Below are 14,234 nucleotides of genomic sequence, written 5' to 3' on the forward strand. Positions count from 1 at the left end.
TGTGTCTGTATTGGGTTGGCACAAGGCCGACCACCGCTCAGGACAACGTAAGCGCATGAGTATCCGCCCCCTCCTTCCCGGTCAGGGTCTGCCGCAGACTGATCAGCCCCGCACCAGCAGCAGTGATGCGCAGGGCTGGCAACAGGCTTTGCTGGGCGCCTTGCAGCGATCCACGGCCACCAGCACGCCGCTGGCACCACGACCGGGTACCCAGCCGGTCTCAGCACCGGTGCCGGTGGATGGTGTGCGCGAGCAGGCGGCGGCAAAACTTGCCGCCTTGCAGCAAGCGATCGGCAATGTCTTCCAGCAGCAAGGGGTGACGACGAGTGACGGCGCCCGTCTGCAGCTGGGGGCCGATGGGCGACTGCAGTTATCGGGCGCGCAAGCCGCTGATGCCGTACAGCAAGCACTGGATGCCGATAGCGCCCTGCAACAGCAGTTTGCCGATGTCGCCAGCGGGCAGGCATTCCTGCGTGCGGCGGACGAAACCGCGGCTTTCCAGCGCGCCTATGCCGCCAACCCCAAGGTGGCGGTGGCCCAGTATGGTCATTTGCTGAATGCCAACCGGCCCGAGCCGGTCTTTCAGTTACACGCGCAGGCGGGGCAGTGGCAGGCCCGTTTTATCTGAGGATGTCTCAAGTCGCGGCTGGAATCAGCCAGCCCTCGTCACCTTGCGCTGTGTGCAGCGGATGACCCAGCAACTGTGACAGATGTTCCGGGGTCAGCATCTCGCTGACGGTACCTGCGGCCCAGCCGCCTGCGCCATCCAGCAGCAGCGCATGGCTGCAATAACGGCGCGCCCAGTTCACATCGTGCAAGGTCAGCAAGACCAGATCACCCAACCCGGCGCGCTGCTGCAACCAGTGTAGCGTACGGAGCTGGTGGGGCAGGTCCAGATGGTTCAGGGGCTCGTCCAGCAGCATCACTGCTGGCGCTTGAGCTGCCAGCGTGGCGAGGGCCAGCCGCTGTCGCTCGCCGCCGGAAAGCTGGTGCAGCCGCCGCTCGATCAGCTTCGTCAGCTCAAACTGTTGTAGCAGCAGCTCAGCCCGTGCGGCGGGCATCGGGCTGCGCAGAAAATCACCCAGGGCCAGGTATTCCAGCACGCGCACGTCCCGTGCCATGTCCGGGTGTTGCGGTAGCAGCCCCAGCCGCTGTGCTCGCTCGCGGGCAGGCCATTGCGCAATTGGCCGCTCTGCCAGCCACACCTGACCGTGCGTGGCGACGTGCAAACCACTCAATGCCCGCAGCAGACTGGTCTTGCCGGCACCGTTGCGGCCCAGGATGGCCCAGCAGCTTCCCGCCGGAAAGGTCAGCGACAAGTCGGCCAGTAAGCACTGACCGCCTGCCTGTAACCTCAGATGTTCAACGCGCAGTGGTGCCATGACGGTACAGTAGCCACAAGAAGACGGGTGCGCCAAACAGCGCGGTACAGACCCCGACCGGAATCTGCAGCGGGGCAAACAAAGTACGGGATGCGGTATCGGCCAGCAGTAACAAGGCGGGGCCCAGTAGCAGGGAACCTGCCAGTTGCGCGGGCAGGGCCGTGCCACACAGCAGCCGGGCCAAGTGCGGTACCGCCATGCCGATAAAGCCGATGCTGCCTGCCGTCATCACCGCGCTGGCCGTCAGCAGGCTGGCCAGCAGTAACAGCAGCAATCGCAAGGGGCGGATGGCCACGCCCAGGCTATAAGCCAGGGTTTCACCCTGTGACAGGATCGCCAGAGGCAGGTGCAGTACGGCACTGATGATGGCGCTGACCAACAAGATCAGCAGCAGCGGCCAGTATGGGACGGGTTGGCTGAGGTCGCCCATCAGCCAGAACAGCATGCCGCGCAAGCGTTCACCGGGTGCCAATGACAAAATCAGGCTAACCCCGGAGACACACAGGCTGGACAGCATCACGCCGGTGAGCAACAGCCGCTCGCTGCTGCTGCGACCGGCCAGCAGCAGCAGCAGCAGCAGACTGGCACCAGCGCCCAATCCCGACCACAGATTGAGCCACAGCCCACTGACCCCCAGCAGCAGGCCCAGCAGACCGGCCAAGGCTGCGCCACTGGAGATGCCCAGAATATACGGATCGGCCAAAGGGTTACGCAGCAGCAGCTGCATCTGCCAGCCAGCCAGACTGAGCAGCCCGCCCACCAGCATGGCCTGCAGCATGCGTGGCAGCCGCAGTTCAAACACTATGCTGTGCGCCAGCGGGCTGCCTTGACCGTGCAGTACCGCCCATAGCTCTGCCAGACTCAGTGGCAGGCTGCCCAGCGCCAGCGCCAGCGCCATGGCCAGCAGCAAGAGGCCAGCCAGCAGGGCTAGCCGCAACAAGGGGGGCGGTGGGTGCAGCGATCGGGTCATGAGGCGCATCAATCCGTGTTGCGGTAATACTTGCACTATCGCAGCTTAAGCCTTGACGACGCAGGATTTTGCCGATTATAGTGGTCCGATGGAAGCCGAACTGAACCAACTGGAAGAGCGCATCATCGCATTGGCGCGCCTGAGTCAGCAACTGCGGGAAGAAAACCGGCAGCTGCGGATGGAGCTGGCTTCCGTACAGCAGGACAACAGCCAGTTGCTGCAGAAAATCAGTACGGCCAGCCAAAGGCTGGAGCAGTTGATCGAACAGTTGCCGGAGGACGCATGAGCAGCGAGCTGAAGGGGCTGGACGTGAACATCATGGGCCGCGAGTTTCGCGTGGCCTGCCCGGCCGATGAAGAAGCCGGTCTGCTTGAAGCGGTCCATTATCTGGATGCCCGAATGCGCGAGATCCGCGATGGCGGCAAGATCATCGGTATCGACCGTATTGCCATCATGGCGGCCCTCAATATTACCCATGAATTCCTGCATCTCAAGGTCTCGCCTGATTTTGACATCGGCGACTTTAAGCGTAGAATGGCGCGCATGCAGTCAGTGATGGATGAGGTGTTGTCCGAGCAGCAAGCCTCGCTGTTCTGAGCCCTTCAATTCGGCTGTCATCACGGAATTTTCCGGTTTATCCCTGCGGTGTTCGTTTTGGTGCGATATCTTTGAACCAATATAAACACCCCGGCTGCCAGACTCGCGAAGTGGTGTGCAATTCCAATGCGAAATTGCCTGAAACTTTGCCCAGGTGGCCCCTTGAACCTTAGGTTCAAGACTAGCATCGGACGGCACCTGCGGGGGTACCTCCTTGGGCATCTCGCCCACTTGCAACGTTGTGGATGAAGGCATGATTGAGAAGTCGGCCTGGCGCAAACGTTTGAAAGCCCGGCGGCGGGCCTTGTCGCCGTCGCAACGCCAGCGGATTGCCCGCGCGCTCCCCACCCGTTTTGCCCAGCAGGCCCGTGCGGGCAAGGCGCGTCGTGTTGGCTTGTTCTGGCCCATGCCGGATGAAATTGACCCACGCCCCCTGCTGCAGGCCTTGGTGCAGCGCGGCGTAGCCTGCTATCTGCCAGCGCTGCCGCTGCGCGGGCGCAGGCTCTGGTTCACCCGCTGTGATGCACGCTCGCGCTGGTACCACAATCGTTACCAGATACCGGAGTGCCGTCACCCGGACCGGCGGCGCGCAGAAAAGCTGGACCTGCTACTGCTGCCACTGGTCGGTGTCGACCGCCAGGGTTACCGGCTGGGCATGGGCGGCGGCTTCTACGATGCCACCCTCGCCTCCCTGCGTGGGCGGCGTGCCGCCGGACCCTGGCTGGTTGGGCTGGCCTATGCGTGCCAGCAGGTGGAGGCCTTGCCGGTTGATCCGTGGGACATTCGGCTGGACGCGCTGCTCACCGAGCAGGGCTGGCAGCGTTTTCCCGCCCGCTAAACCTTGCCCTGCCCGCCGCCTTGCGCCATCATCAAGCCCTCGTCCCTGCAGGAGCCTGCCATGCTATTCTGGTTGATGAAGTCGGAACCAGACGAGGTCAGCATTGATCATTTGGCCGCCATGCCACAACAGACGGTAGCGTGGTTTGGCGTGCGCAATTATCAGGCGCGCAACTTCATGCGGGACCAGATGCAGTTGGGCGACGGGGTGCTGTTTTACCACTCCAGCTGTGCTGAACCCGGCATCGCGGGTCTGGCCGAGGTGGCCAGCGCGGCTTACCCGGATGCGACCCAGTTCGACCCAGCGAGCCCCTATCATGACCCGCAATCTGACCCGCAACACCCACGCTGGCTGAATGTGGATGTCAGGCTGGTGCGCAAGACCCGCTTGCTGTCCTTGCAGGAGATGCGCGAGCGACCGGAACTGGCGGACATGCGGGTGCTGCAGCGGGGGAATCGTCTTTCCATCACCCCGGTTGACCCGCAACATTGGCAGGCAGTCTTGACGTTGCTGGAGGGCGCTGCATGATGATGACGGCCTGGGGTTGGTATCTGGCGATTGGTGCGGTTGCAGGCGTGCTGGCGGGCCTGCTGGGTGTGGGGGGCGGGTTGGTGATTGTACCGGCGCTGGTGTTCGTGTTTCACCAGCAGGGCTTGCCTGCGGACTGGGTGCCGCATCTGGCGCTGGGTACGTCGCTGGCCAGCATCGTGTTCACCTCGCTCTCCAGCTGCCGCGCCCACCACCGCGCTCAAAATGTGGACTGGGGTGTGGTACGGCACATCAGCCCCGGCATCGTGCTGGGTACCCTGTGCGGCAGCCTGCTGGCGGCACAGCTGTCGCCGGTGTTCCTCAAGGTTTTCTTTGTGGTGTTTGCCACGTTGGTGTCGATCCAGATGGGCTTTGGCTTGCGTCCTCCCGCGCGTGGTGCCTTGCCGGGCTGGCCGGGCATGGGGCTGGCCGGCGGTGTGATTGGTGCGGTGTCATCCTGGGTGGGGATTGGTGGCGGTTCGCTGTCGGTACCCTTCCTCAGCTGGTGCCAGGTGCCGTTGAAGCGGGCCATTGGCACCTCATCGGCGATTGGCTTGCCGATTGCACTGGCGGGGGCCGTGGGTTACGTGTTGGCGGGCTGGGGCAAGCCAGGCCTGCCTGCCTCGAGCCTGGGGCTGGTGTATCTGCCTGCACTTGCCGGTATTGTGCTAACCAGCGTGCTGTGTGCGCCATTGGGGGCCTACTGGGCACTCAAGGCACCGGTAGCGGCCCTGAAGCGGGGATTTGCCCTGCTGCTGCTGCTGGGGGCCATCAAGATGGCCAACTCGCTGCTGTAGGCTAGACCAGGTCCAGCCGCAAGGGCTGGCTCAACAGCGAATCCACCAGCCCGGCGGGCACAGCTTCGCTGAACCAGTGGCCCTGAATGTGGGCGACGCCCAGTCCCACTAGCTGGCGCAAGGTGGCTTCGTCTTCCACGCCCTCGGCAATGATGCGCAAGCCCAGCGCATGCCCCATCTGCACCACCGCCTGCACGATGCGTCGTCCGCGCTCGGTATGCAGTTTGGCGGTAAAGCTGGGGTCGATCTTCAGCACGTTGACTGGCATCTCGTGCAGTTGTGACAGCGAGGAATAGCCGGTGCCGAAGTCATCCAGCGCGATGATGAAGCCGGAGGATTCCAGCTGGTTGAGGAAGTGGGTCTGGCGGGAGACATCGGCCAGTGCCGTGCTCTCGGTGATTTCGATGATCAGGTCAGCGGGCTGCAGCTGGTGTTGCGCCACCTTGTCCTGCAGCATGGCAACGAAACCGGCAGTGAACAGCTGGGCACGGGCAACGTTGATGGCAATGGGCTGTAGGATGCCGCGCTGGCGCCACTGCACCAGACGCTGCAGCACGGTATCCAGCACCACCTCGCCCAGTTCACGGATCAGGCCGGTTTTTTCGGCCAGCGGGATGAACACCGTGGGGCTGACCCAGCCCAACTGATCATCGTACCAGCGCGCCAGTGCCTCAAAGCTGGTGATCTGGCCACTGCCCACATCCACCACCGGCTGATAGAACACCTGAAGATCCCGCTTTTGCACGGCATCAGCAAACCAGCCTTGCAGTACCACATGATTGCGGTCCAGCGCCTGACGATCCGCAATGTCGCGGTAGAACTGGACGTTGTTGCGCCCGGAAGCCTTGGCGTGGAACAGGGTATGGTCCGCCAGCGACAACAGCCCTTGTGCACTGTCAGCATCGTCAGGAAAAACCGCCATGCCGATACTGATGGAGGGTTTGGTTTCCAGCCCCTCTACCGTGATGCCCTGCCGGGCGACTTCGCGCAGGCGCTCGCTGATGGCGGCCAGGGTGGACAAGTCGGCCAGTGCGGGCAACAGCACCACAAACTCATCCCCTCCCCAGCGTGCCAGTGTATCTTCTTCTCGCAGCACCGCTTTCAGCCGCTGCGCCAGGGATACCAGCACCTCATCACCCGCCTTGTGGCCCAGGCTATCGTTGATCAGCTTAAAATGATCCAGGTCGATGAAGCCCAGCGCCACCTTGCATTTGTGCCGCTTGGCGTAATGGATGGCTTCGTGCAAGCGGTCATCCAGCAGCAGCCGGTTGGGTAATTCGGTCAAGGCATCATACAAGGCCATCTGCATGATGCGTCGTTCATTCTGGTACGCGGTGGTGACATCGCGCAGCACCCCATGTACCTCCAGGGGGGCACTTGGGTGTGGGCGCTGCGCCAGCAAGCGAGCCTCAACCCAAAGCAAGGGTTCGCCAGGATGCAGCAGGCGGAAGCGCAGCTCCGTCTGTTTGCGTTCACCATGGCTGAGCTGATTCAGCGCACGGGCCAGCTCGGCATGGTCCTGCGGGTGTACCCAACGGCTTAACGGGTAACCATAGTCGTCACCGATCCACTCCTCGGGGGTGCCACGCAGGCGCGCCCAAGCGGTACTGGCATGGCGCAGAATGCCGGAGGCGGTGAGTTCCAGCACGGCTTCATCCAGCAGGTCCAGCGTCTGCAGCATGGTTTGCCAGCGCTGCTCTTCCTGTACCAGCGGCGTGACATCGCGGATCAGGGCCACCAGATTGTGCTGCAGCCCCCCTGCATCCGGCACCGCCTGCAGGCGTACATTGTAGTGGCTGGGCGGGTAGCTGCCGTTGTCAATGCAGCGGAGCACCCGGCTGCCTTTGTGGCGCAGCAGGTGCGGCAGCAGGTCGCGTAGCGGATTGGCGATGCCGGCGGGGAGCACGGCCTCCAGCATCAGGCGGCGGTAATCCAGCTTCTGGTATTGCGGGTGATCGGACCACAGATTGAGTACTCGGCCCTGCAGATCACACTCCACCACAATGTCTTCGGTAGCGCCCACCAGCGCTTGCAGACGCTGCTGGTTGACGGCCAAATCCTGCGCCGTATGGTCACGGTCCAGCGCCAGCGCCAGATCATTCACCACGGCACACAGGATGTTGATCTCGATCTTGTGCCACGGTAGCTGGGTAGGCCGCACCAGGGCGACAAAACCATACAGCTCGCCACGCGGCAGCAGCGGGATCAGCATCAGCTGGCTATCGCCCAGAATCTGATAGGTAGAAGCCAGCTGTGGCAGCTTGCTCAGCGGTGTGCGTGCCACCATACCCGCATGCAGCGGGTCGGCCAGGTCGGGGAAACTGTCATAGCGAAGGTGTCGCAACACCTGCAGCTCGTTATAACGTGGTAGCAGGGATTCCGTGACCCAGGCCGCCTTGGCCGCCACCAGCTCGGCCTCTTCGCTAGGGCTGCAGTGCTGGTAGAGCACACAGACCGAAGCATTGCAGCGCTGGCCGATCTCGGCCAATACTTCTTGCAGCCCCTCGGCGGAGGCATCCGCCAGCAGCAGGCTGGCGACCGCATCCAGCAATTCCAGATAGACCTGATACAGGCTCAGGGCGCTGTCGGGGTCGGTCTGGATCGCGTGGGGCGTGGTCATGGTGGCGGGCGCTAGGTAGTGGCTTGGGCCAGCCGACAGAAAGTGGCCACGCTGAGGGTTTCGGCACGTGCCCCTGGATCGACATCCAGGCCACGTAGCGCGGCTTCATCAAACCACTGCGACAGGGTATTACGGACGGTCTTGCGGCGTTGCGCAAAGGCGGCGGTGACCAGTGGGCCGAGGCGCGCTTCGCTGGCGGCATCCAGCCCGGTGTCTGCTTTGGGAATCAGGCGCACCACAGCAGAGTCGACCTTGGGGGGCGGGTCGAACGATTCTGGCGGCACATCCAGCAGCCACTCCAGATGAAACTGGTACTGCAGCATGACAGACAGCCGCCCGTAATCACTGCTGCCGGGCTCGGCCACCATGCGGTCCACCACTTCCTTTTGCAGCATGAAATGCATGTCACGAATGGCGTGACGATACTGGGCTAGATGGAACAGCAGCGGCGAGGAAATATTGTAGGGCAGGTTGCCGACCACCCGCAGGTCGCTGCCGATGCTGGAAAAATCAAAGCGCAGCGCGTCGGTGGCGTGGATGGTCAGCTGCTCCGGCGAATACTGTTTTTGCAGGCGGGCGACGATGTCACGGTCAATCTCCACCACATCCAGGTGATGAAGACGTGCCAGCAAAGGCTGCGTCAAGGCTGCCAGACCCGGCCCGATTTCCACCACCCGCTCGCCAGGGCGGGGGTAAATGTCACGCACAATGGCGTCGATGATGCTGTGGTCGACCAGAAAGTGCTGGCCAAATCGTTTGCGCGGGGTGTGCATGGTTTCCCTGAAGCTGCGGGTCGTGTGACGACCTCATGTCATTGCGTTTTCATTATGCGAAACTTCACCCGATCGGGCAAACCGATACATCAATCAGCGGGTGAATACCTGTGGCGTGCCAGCTGGTCGGCCTCCAGCAGGGCGGCCCACAGGCTCTCTGCCCGGGCGTGCCCGGTCCCGGCCAGATCCAGTGCGGTGCCATGGTCAACTGAGGTGCGGATCATCGGCAAACCGAGGGTAATGTTGATGCCCTCACCAAAGCTGGCGTATTTCAGCACTGGCAGGCCTTGGTCGTGGTACATCGCCAGTACGGCGTCCGCGTTTGCCAGATACTTGGGCTGAAACAGGGTATCGGCAGGCAACGGGCCTTGCAATTGCATGCCTTGGGTGCGCAAGGTGTGCAGCACCGGCTCGATCACCTCGATCTCCTCGCGGCCCATATGGCCCCCTTCGCCAGCATGCGGGTTCAATCCCGCCACCAGAATGCGGGGCTGCGGCAGGCCAAACTGTTGCTGCAAGGCGTGGTGCAGGATGGTCAGGGTTTCCTGCAAGACCTCGGCTGTCAGCGCCGTGCTGACCGCAGCGAGCGGCAGATGGGTGGTGGCCAGCGCCACCCGCATGCCGCCACCTGCCAGCATCATCACCACCCGGGGCGTGGCCGTGCGCTGGGCCAGATACTCGGTGTGACCGGTAAAGGTGATTCCGGCATCATTGATGATGCCTTTGTGCACCGGTGCGGTGACCAGTGCGGCGAAGCGGTCTTGCATGCAGCCGTCTATGCCGGCATCCAGCAGCTGCAGGACATAACGGGCATTGCGAGCATCCAGCTGACCGGCATCAACCGTGGTGGCCGTGGCGATTGGCAGCAGCGACCAAGGCACGTCAAAGGCCGGATCGTAATCCGGCAGCGTCACGGTGAGCCCCAGCTGCCGGGCACGCTGCGTCAGCAGGTTACGGTCACCGGCAATGACCACGGGTCGTGGCGGCGTCCTGTCCAGTAGCTGCAGGCAGAGGTCGGGACCAATGCCTGCCGGCTCGCCGCTGCTGATCAGGAGGGAGCGCTGCTGCACCGGGCTTACTCGTCCTGCAGCTTGACTTCGACAAAGGCGCTGTCGCGTTGCTGGCGCACCCATTCCTCATACTGCTCATCCGCCTTGCGTTCTTTCAGGGCCTGGCGAGCTTCCAGCCGGGCACGGTCGCCCGAGACATCCTGCTTGCGGCGCTCCAGCACCTGGATCAGGTGCCAGCCGAACTGACTGCGTACCGGACCACTGACCTGGTTCAGGCTCAGCGTGTTCATGGCCTTTTCAAATTCCGGCACGGTATCGCCCGGGTTCAGCCAGCCGAGGTCACCGCCCTTGCTGGCGCTGCTGTCCTCTGAGTGCAGGCGGGCCAGTTCTTCAAACTTGCCACCGTTGTCCAGCCGCTCCTTGATGGCGACGAGGCGGGCCTTGGCATCGCCTTCCGACACCGCTTCATTGGTCTTGATCAGGATGTGGCGGGCATGTACCTGCTCCACCACCAGCGCATCATTGCTCTGGCGCTTGTCCAGCAGCTGGATGATGTGAAAGCCGTTGGCGGTTTTCACCAGCGTGGACAACTGACCCTTGTCCAGCTTGCTGGCCACTTCCACATAGATGTCCGGCAGGCGGTTGCCCGGACGCCAGCCCAGCTGGCCACCCTGCATGGCGTTGCCGGCATTGGAGTAAGCGGCGGCGACTTCGGCAAACGGCTTGCCCGCTTTAAGTTCAGCCAGCGCGGCCTGGGCGCGTTGTTCGCGCTCGCGCACCACTTCCGGGCTGGCCTGCTCGGGGACGGTCACCACAATGTTCTGCAGCAGGAACTCGCTGCCATGGCCTTGTTCAGCGGCTTGCTGCTTGAGGAAACTGTCGACCTCGGCATCGCTGATGAAGATGCGGTCTTCCACTTCACGCTCTTTGACCCGGTTCATCAGGATTTCACGGCGGATGTCGTCACGGAAACGATCAAACGGAATGCCATCCTTGGCCAGTGCTTCCTTCAGCTGCGGCAGGGTCAGCTGGTTTTGCTCGGCGATGCGGTTCAGTGCCGCGTCCAGCTGGGCATCATCGACCCGGATGCCGTTATCATTGGCAAACTGCAGCTGCACTTCGTCATTGATCATCCGGTCCAGCAGCTGGGCGCGCAAGACGTCCTCAGCGGGCGGGGTGACATTCTGACGCTTCAGGTTGGCCTGGGTCAGCCGCAAGCGCTCGTCCAGCTCGCGGGCGGTGATGACATTCTTGTTGATGACGGCAACGATGCGGTCGACTGTAATCACCTTGGCGGCAAAGGCCGGTTGCGACAGCATCAGGGCGGCGCACAGGCCGGTCAGGGAGAGTCGGGAGATCAGAGCCATGGTTGGTTCTCGTTCATAGGCTTAGGGTTTGACTTCAGTCGGGTTGGCGCTTTCCAGCCGTTCTGGTTCGGCATAGCCTTTGACCCCCCGCTTGAGGGTGTCGCTCGGGTTACTGCCGAAGCTGGCCACATCAGACATCTGCAACAACAGGAAAAAATTGGTGGACTTGCTGCCGCCAGAGGTCACAAATCGTTGTGCCACCATGCGCAATTGCCAGCAGCCTGCGTTGTATTCCACCCCGGCCAGTACTTCCAGTGGTTTTTTGTCCTTGATCGAGTAGTTCCAGCGGGCAACGCCGTACCACCCCGGAGCAATCGGCCACTGGCCGGAGATGTCGAATTGCTTGAGTCTATCCTTGTCCGCTGCAGGCGTGCGGTCCATGCGGTAGCCAAAATTCAGTACTTTACCGGGGGCTGGGCTGTATTGCAGGTCCAGCGACGCTTTCTGCGAACGTGGGCTGCTGGTGTTGAACTGCCAGCTGCTGCTCAAATGCCAGTTCTTCCCTAACTGGCCTTCCAGGCTGGCCAGAATATCCGAGCTCCGCTCATTGCGTGGCGTGGTGCTGCCATCCAGTGCCACCCGCTGGGTTTTGCGCAGGTAATAGCGTTGACCAATACTGCCCCGCAAACGTTCCACCCCGGTATCATCGTCAATCAACCGGCTGGTGACCGCGGCCGTGATCTGATTGGCTTCATTGATACGATCACTGCCGGTATAGCGGTTCTCGCTGAACAGTTGGGAGAAGCTGAAGTCGGCCAGGCCGCTGTCGAAGTTCGGCAGCTTGCTTTGGTCGCGGTAGGGGATATTGACGTAGTAAAGACGCGGCTCCAGCGTCTGTGTGTAGTTTTGTCCGCCCAGGGTGGTTTCGCGGTCGAAGAACAGGCCGCTATCCACACTGAGAATGGGCAAGGTGCGGGTCGAGCTGGTCAAGCCCGTACGGTTGTTGCCCGCATTGATGTTGTAGTGGGTGACGTGCACGCCGACTTTCGGCTTGAAGTAGGCAGACTGGCTGCTGAGCAACCAGCTGACGCTGGGGTAAGTCACCAGCCGGGTCCCGTCTACCTTGGTCGGGTGGCGGAAGGCGGTGAATTCACTCTGCAGGTCAAGATCGAAGTTGCCCCCGCCCAGATTGGGTTTCAGCCAGTTCAAGGTCAGCTGCGGCAGCTTGGCGTATGGCGTATCTACCAGGCTTTTGGGGTTAGGTTGCAGGGTCTGGTATTTGAGGAAACGGGCCGAGAAAGACAGGCCGTTTTCACTGCGCGAGATCCAGGCTTCACGTGGCAGGTTGACGGTGGAGCTGACCGCCAGCTTGTCGCCCAGATCCTCAAAGTAAGTGTCATCCGACACCCGCTCAATGCGTACACCGCTGTTCCAGGCACCAAAGCGTTGCTGGTGCAGCCATTTCAGGCCGGAGCGGTTGCGGTCACTCTTGCGGTCCGACAGCCACTCGGCCGTCACCTCGCCGGCATAGCTGGGCTCCAGATAGCGGAACTCGCCTTTTAATTGCAAGCCACGTTTCACCATCAGGCGTGGTGTGAAGGTGGCGTCGCGGTTGGGGGCAATATTCCAGTAGTAGGGCGTGGACAGCTCGGCGCCGCCTTTGTTGCTGGAACCGATAGATGGGGTCAGCCAGCCACTCTTGCGCTCGCCATTGAGCGAGAAATCAATCCAGGGCAGGTAGGCCAGCGGCACCCCTTGGAACACCAGCCGGGCAGATTCGGCTTCGCCCAGATTACGGGTATAGTCCAGCGACAGGTCGCTGGCGATCAGATACCAACCGGCCTCCGGGTTGACGCAGGAGGTATAGGTGGCATTCTTCAGGCGGTAACGGTCACGCCCGGCAAACTCCAGCACATCCGCCTGGCCCCGGGCACTGCCGTTGGCCAGGGTGTACTCGGTCTGGGTGATGTTGCCGATGCGGCTATTCAGGTTGAGCTTGAGTTCGTTGCCTCGGACATCGTCGCCATGCTGCAGCAAGCGGATGTGGCCCTTGGCGTACAGGTCCTCGGTCACTTGCTGGTAGCGCAGCCAGTCTGCCACGATGGTCTGGCCGGGGCGCTTCATCTCGACCTGACCATCCGCTTCCAGCGTTTGTCCATAGACGCCATTGACCTGGCCTGCCTGGATGGTCGTCGGCCCCTCATCCTGACTGGAGGCGGGTTGTGGCGTCACGGAACCTGCAGCCCACAGCGGGCTGGCATACAGCGTCAACAAGGCACAGGCGATGGGTGTGAGGCGTAGCATGAAAACCGCAGGGCGACCTGATGTAGAATCGCAGCACTTTAACATGATTAGGGGGTCGACAACATGTCAGCCCCTGAAGACGGGATGGATCTTGTCCAATACGATACGCGAACAGGCTTTGAAAAGCTGGCTGCAACACGGCTTGCCCGGAGAGTCATTTGACTGGGCTCCTGCCTCCAGTGATGCCAGCTTCCGCCGCTACTTCCGGCTGACGTTGAGCGATGGCCGCCATTATGTCGCCATGGATGCACCGCCTGAGCTGGAGGACAGCCGTCCCTTCGTGCAGGTGGCAGACTTGCTGCAGCAGGCGGGGGTACGGGTACCGCGACGCCATCAGGTAGACCTTGAGCAGGGCTTCATGCTGCTGGAGGATTTTGGCAGTACCCATTATCAGGATGTCTTGACACCGGAGCAGGCCCCAGCCCTGTACCGCATGGCGATGGACAGCCTGGTCCGCATGCAGCAGCAGGTAGACCCTGTCAGCTTGCCGCCGTTTGATGCCGCCATGATGCTGCGCGAGATGGCCATTTTTGACGAGTGGTATCTGGGCCAGCATCTGCAGGCGACGCTGGATGCACGCTGGCAGGAACGGCTGCAAGTCTGCAAGCAGGCGCTGGTGGACAACCTCACCGCGCAGACACAATGCTTCATGCACCGGGATTATCATTGCCGCAACCTGATGCTGCTGGCCGATGGTAGTCTGGGTATCATCGACTTTCAGGGCGCCATGCGGGGGCCGGTCGCTTACGATCTGGCCTCCTTGCTGAAAGACGCGTACATCGACTGGCCGGAAGAGGCGGTGCTGGACTGGGTGGTGCGTTACTGGAGTGCCGCCCGCAAGGCCGGGGTAGCGGTGCCGGACGATATTGATAGCTTCTATCGGGATGTCGAGTGGGCCGGGGTGCAGCGCCACCTTAAGGTGGTCGGTCTGTTTGCTCGCTTGCACCATCGTGATGGCAAGTCGGCCTACCTGAATGACCTGCCGCGGGTACTGGATTACCTGGGGCGTGCTTGCCGCCGCTATGCGGCGCTGACGCCGATCGCTCGCCTGCTCGATGAGTTGCAGGGCAAACAGGAACAAGTGGGGTACACCTTTTGATCACCCGCG

Annotated in this window: 14 protein-coding genes and 1 other RNA gene; 8 read left to right on the forward strand and 7 right to left on the reverse strand. The window is 62.2% G+C overall.

All coding sequences use genetic code 11. The annotated features are described in order from the left end of the window. The first annotated feature begins 55 nt into the window (after positions 1-55). A complete protein-coding gene (locus ACE3O2_RS15845) occupies positions 56-628 on the forward strand; it encodes a hypothetical protein (protein WP_374339134.1) in 573 nt (190 codons plus the stop codon). A gap of 7 nt (positions 629-635) precedes the next feature. On the opposite strand, the gene ACE3O2_RS15850 is transcribed toward ACE3O2_RS15845, so the two are convergent. Continuing rightward, positions 636-1,382, reverse strand: coding sequence for an ABC transporter ATP-binding protein (locus ACE3O2_RS15850; RefSeq protein WP_374339136.1), 747 nt, complete (start codon positions 1,380-1,382; stop codon positions 636-638). Next, positions 1,363-2,352, reverse strand: coding sequence for a FecCD family ABC transporter permease (locus tag ACE3O2_RS15855; RefSeq protein WP_374339138.1), 990 nt, complete (start codon positions 2,350-2,352; stop codon positions 1,363-1,365). The genes ACE3O2_RS15850 and ACE3O2_RS15855 overlap by 20 nt, the downstream gene beginning before the upstream one ends. Positions 2,353-2,404: 52 nt before the next feature. Between ACE3O2_RS15855 and ACE3O2_RS15860 the strand changes: the two genes are divergently transcribed. The 6 genes from ACE3O2_RS15860 to ACE3O2_RS15885 all read left to right on the forward strand — a co-directional run bounded on the left by ACE3O2_RS15860 (position 2,405) and on the right by ACE3O2_RS15885 (position 5,112). Continuing rightward, positions 2,405-2,638, forward strand: a complete 234-nt coding sequence (locus ACE3O2_RS15860; RefSeq protein WP_374339140.1) for a hypothetical protein — start codon at positions 2,405-2,407, stop codon at positions 2,636-2,638. After that, positions 2,635-2,949 carry a cell division protein ZapA gene (locus tag ACE3O2_RS15865; protein ID WP_374339142.1) on the forward strand — a complete coding sequence of 105 codons (315 nt, stop codon included), beginning with the start codon at positions 2,635-2,637 and terminating at the stop codon, positions 2,947-2,949. Before ACE3O2_RS15860 ends, ACE3O2_RS15865 begins: the two co-directional genes overlap by 4 nt. 37 nt (positions 2,950-2,986) lie before the next feature. Continuing rightward, a non-coding RNA gene (ssrS, locus tag ACE3O2_RS15870) (6S RNA) lies at positions 2,987-3,160 on the forward strand. 42 nt (positions 3,161-3,202) lie between these two features. Continuing rightward, positions 3,203-3,787 (forward strand): 5-formyltetrahydrofolate cyclo-ligase, encoded by a 585-nt coding sequence (locus tag ACE3O2_RS15875; protein WP_374339144.1) that lies wholly within the window; start codon positions 3,203-3,205, stop codon positions 3,785-3,787. A 60-nt stretch (positions 3,788-3,847) separates the two neighbouring features. Further along, positions 3,848-4,315, forward strand: a complete 468-nt coding sequence (locus ACE3O2_RS15880; protein ID WP_374339146.1) for an EVE domain-containing protein — start codon at positions 3,848-3,850, stop codon at positions 4,313-4,315. Beyond that, the gene (locus ACE3O2_RS15885) at positions 4,312-5,112 is read left to right on the forward strand and encodes a sulfite exporter TauE/SafE family protein (RefSeq protein ID WP_374339148.1); all 801 of its coding nucleotides are present in this window, start codon (positions 4,312-4,314) and stop codon (positions 5,110-5,112) included. Before ACE3O2_RS15880 ends, ACE3O2_RS15885 begins: the two co-directional genes overlap by 4 nt. 1 nt (position 5,113) lies before the next feature. On the opposite strand, the gene ACE3O2_RS15890 is transcribed toward ACE3O2_RS15885, so the two are convergent. The 5 genes from ACE3O2_RS15890 to ACE3O2_RS15910 form a co-directional block, all read right to left on the reverse strand. Then, positions 5,114-7,732 carry an EAL domain-containing protein gene (locus ACE3O2_RS15890; RefSeq protein ID WP_374339150.1) on the reverse strand — a complete coding sequence of 873 codons (2,619 nt, stop codon included), beginning with the start codon at positions 7,730-7,732 and terminating at the stop codon, positions 5,114-5,116. An 11-nt stretch (positions 7,733-7,743) separates the two neighbouring features. Next, on the reverse strand, positions 7,744-8,505 hold the full coding sequence (gene rsmA / locus ACE3O2_RS15895; protein ID WP_374339152.1) for a 16S rRNA (adenine(1518)-N(6)/adenine(1519)-N(6))-dimethyltransferase RsmA: 762 nt from the start codon (positions 8,503-8,505) through the stop codon (positions 7,744-7,746). An 89-nt stretch (positions 8,506-8,594) separates the two neighbouring features. Beyond that, positions 8,595-9,575 (reverse strand): 4-hydroxythreonine-4-phosphate dehydrogenase PdxA, encoded by a 981-nt coding sequence (gene pdxA, locus ACE3O2_RS15900; protein ID WP_374339154.1) that lies wholly within the window; start codon positions 9,573-9,575, stop codon positions 8,595-8,597. A gap of 5 nt (positions 9,576-9,580) precedes the next feature. Then, positions 9,581-10,882, reverse strand: a complete 1,302-nt coding sequence (locus ACE3O2_RS15905) for a peptidylprolyl isomerase (protein WP_374339156.1) — start codon at positions 10,880-10,882, stop codon at positions 9,581-9,583. A gap of 21 nt (positions 10,883-10,903) precedes the next feature. Then, positions 10,904-13,126, reverse strand: a complete 2,223-nt coding sequence (locus ACE3O2_RS15910; protein ID WP_374339160.1) for an LPS-assembly protein LptD — start codon at positions 13,124-13,126, stop codon at positions 10,904-10,906. A 91-nt stretch (positions 13,127-13,217) separates the two neighbouring features. Here ACE3O2_RS15910 and ACE3O2_RS15915 point away from each other — a divergent pair, with 91 nt between their 5' ends. Continuing rightward, complete coding sequence (locus ACE3O2_RS15915; protein WP_374339162.1) at positions 13,218-14,225, forward strand: aminoglycoside phosphotransferase family protein; 1,008 nt, start codon at positions 13,218-13,220, stop codon at positions 14,223-14,225. Positions 14,226-14,234: the final 9 nt, after the last annotated feature.

It is taken from the genome of Leeia sp., assembly GCF_041909055.1.
In the GTDB taxonomy this organism is placed as follows: Bacteria; Pseudomonadota; Gammaproteobacteria; order Burkholderiales; family Leeiaceae; genus Leeia; species Leeia aquatica.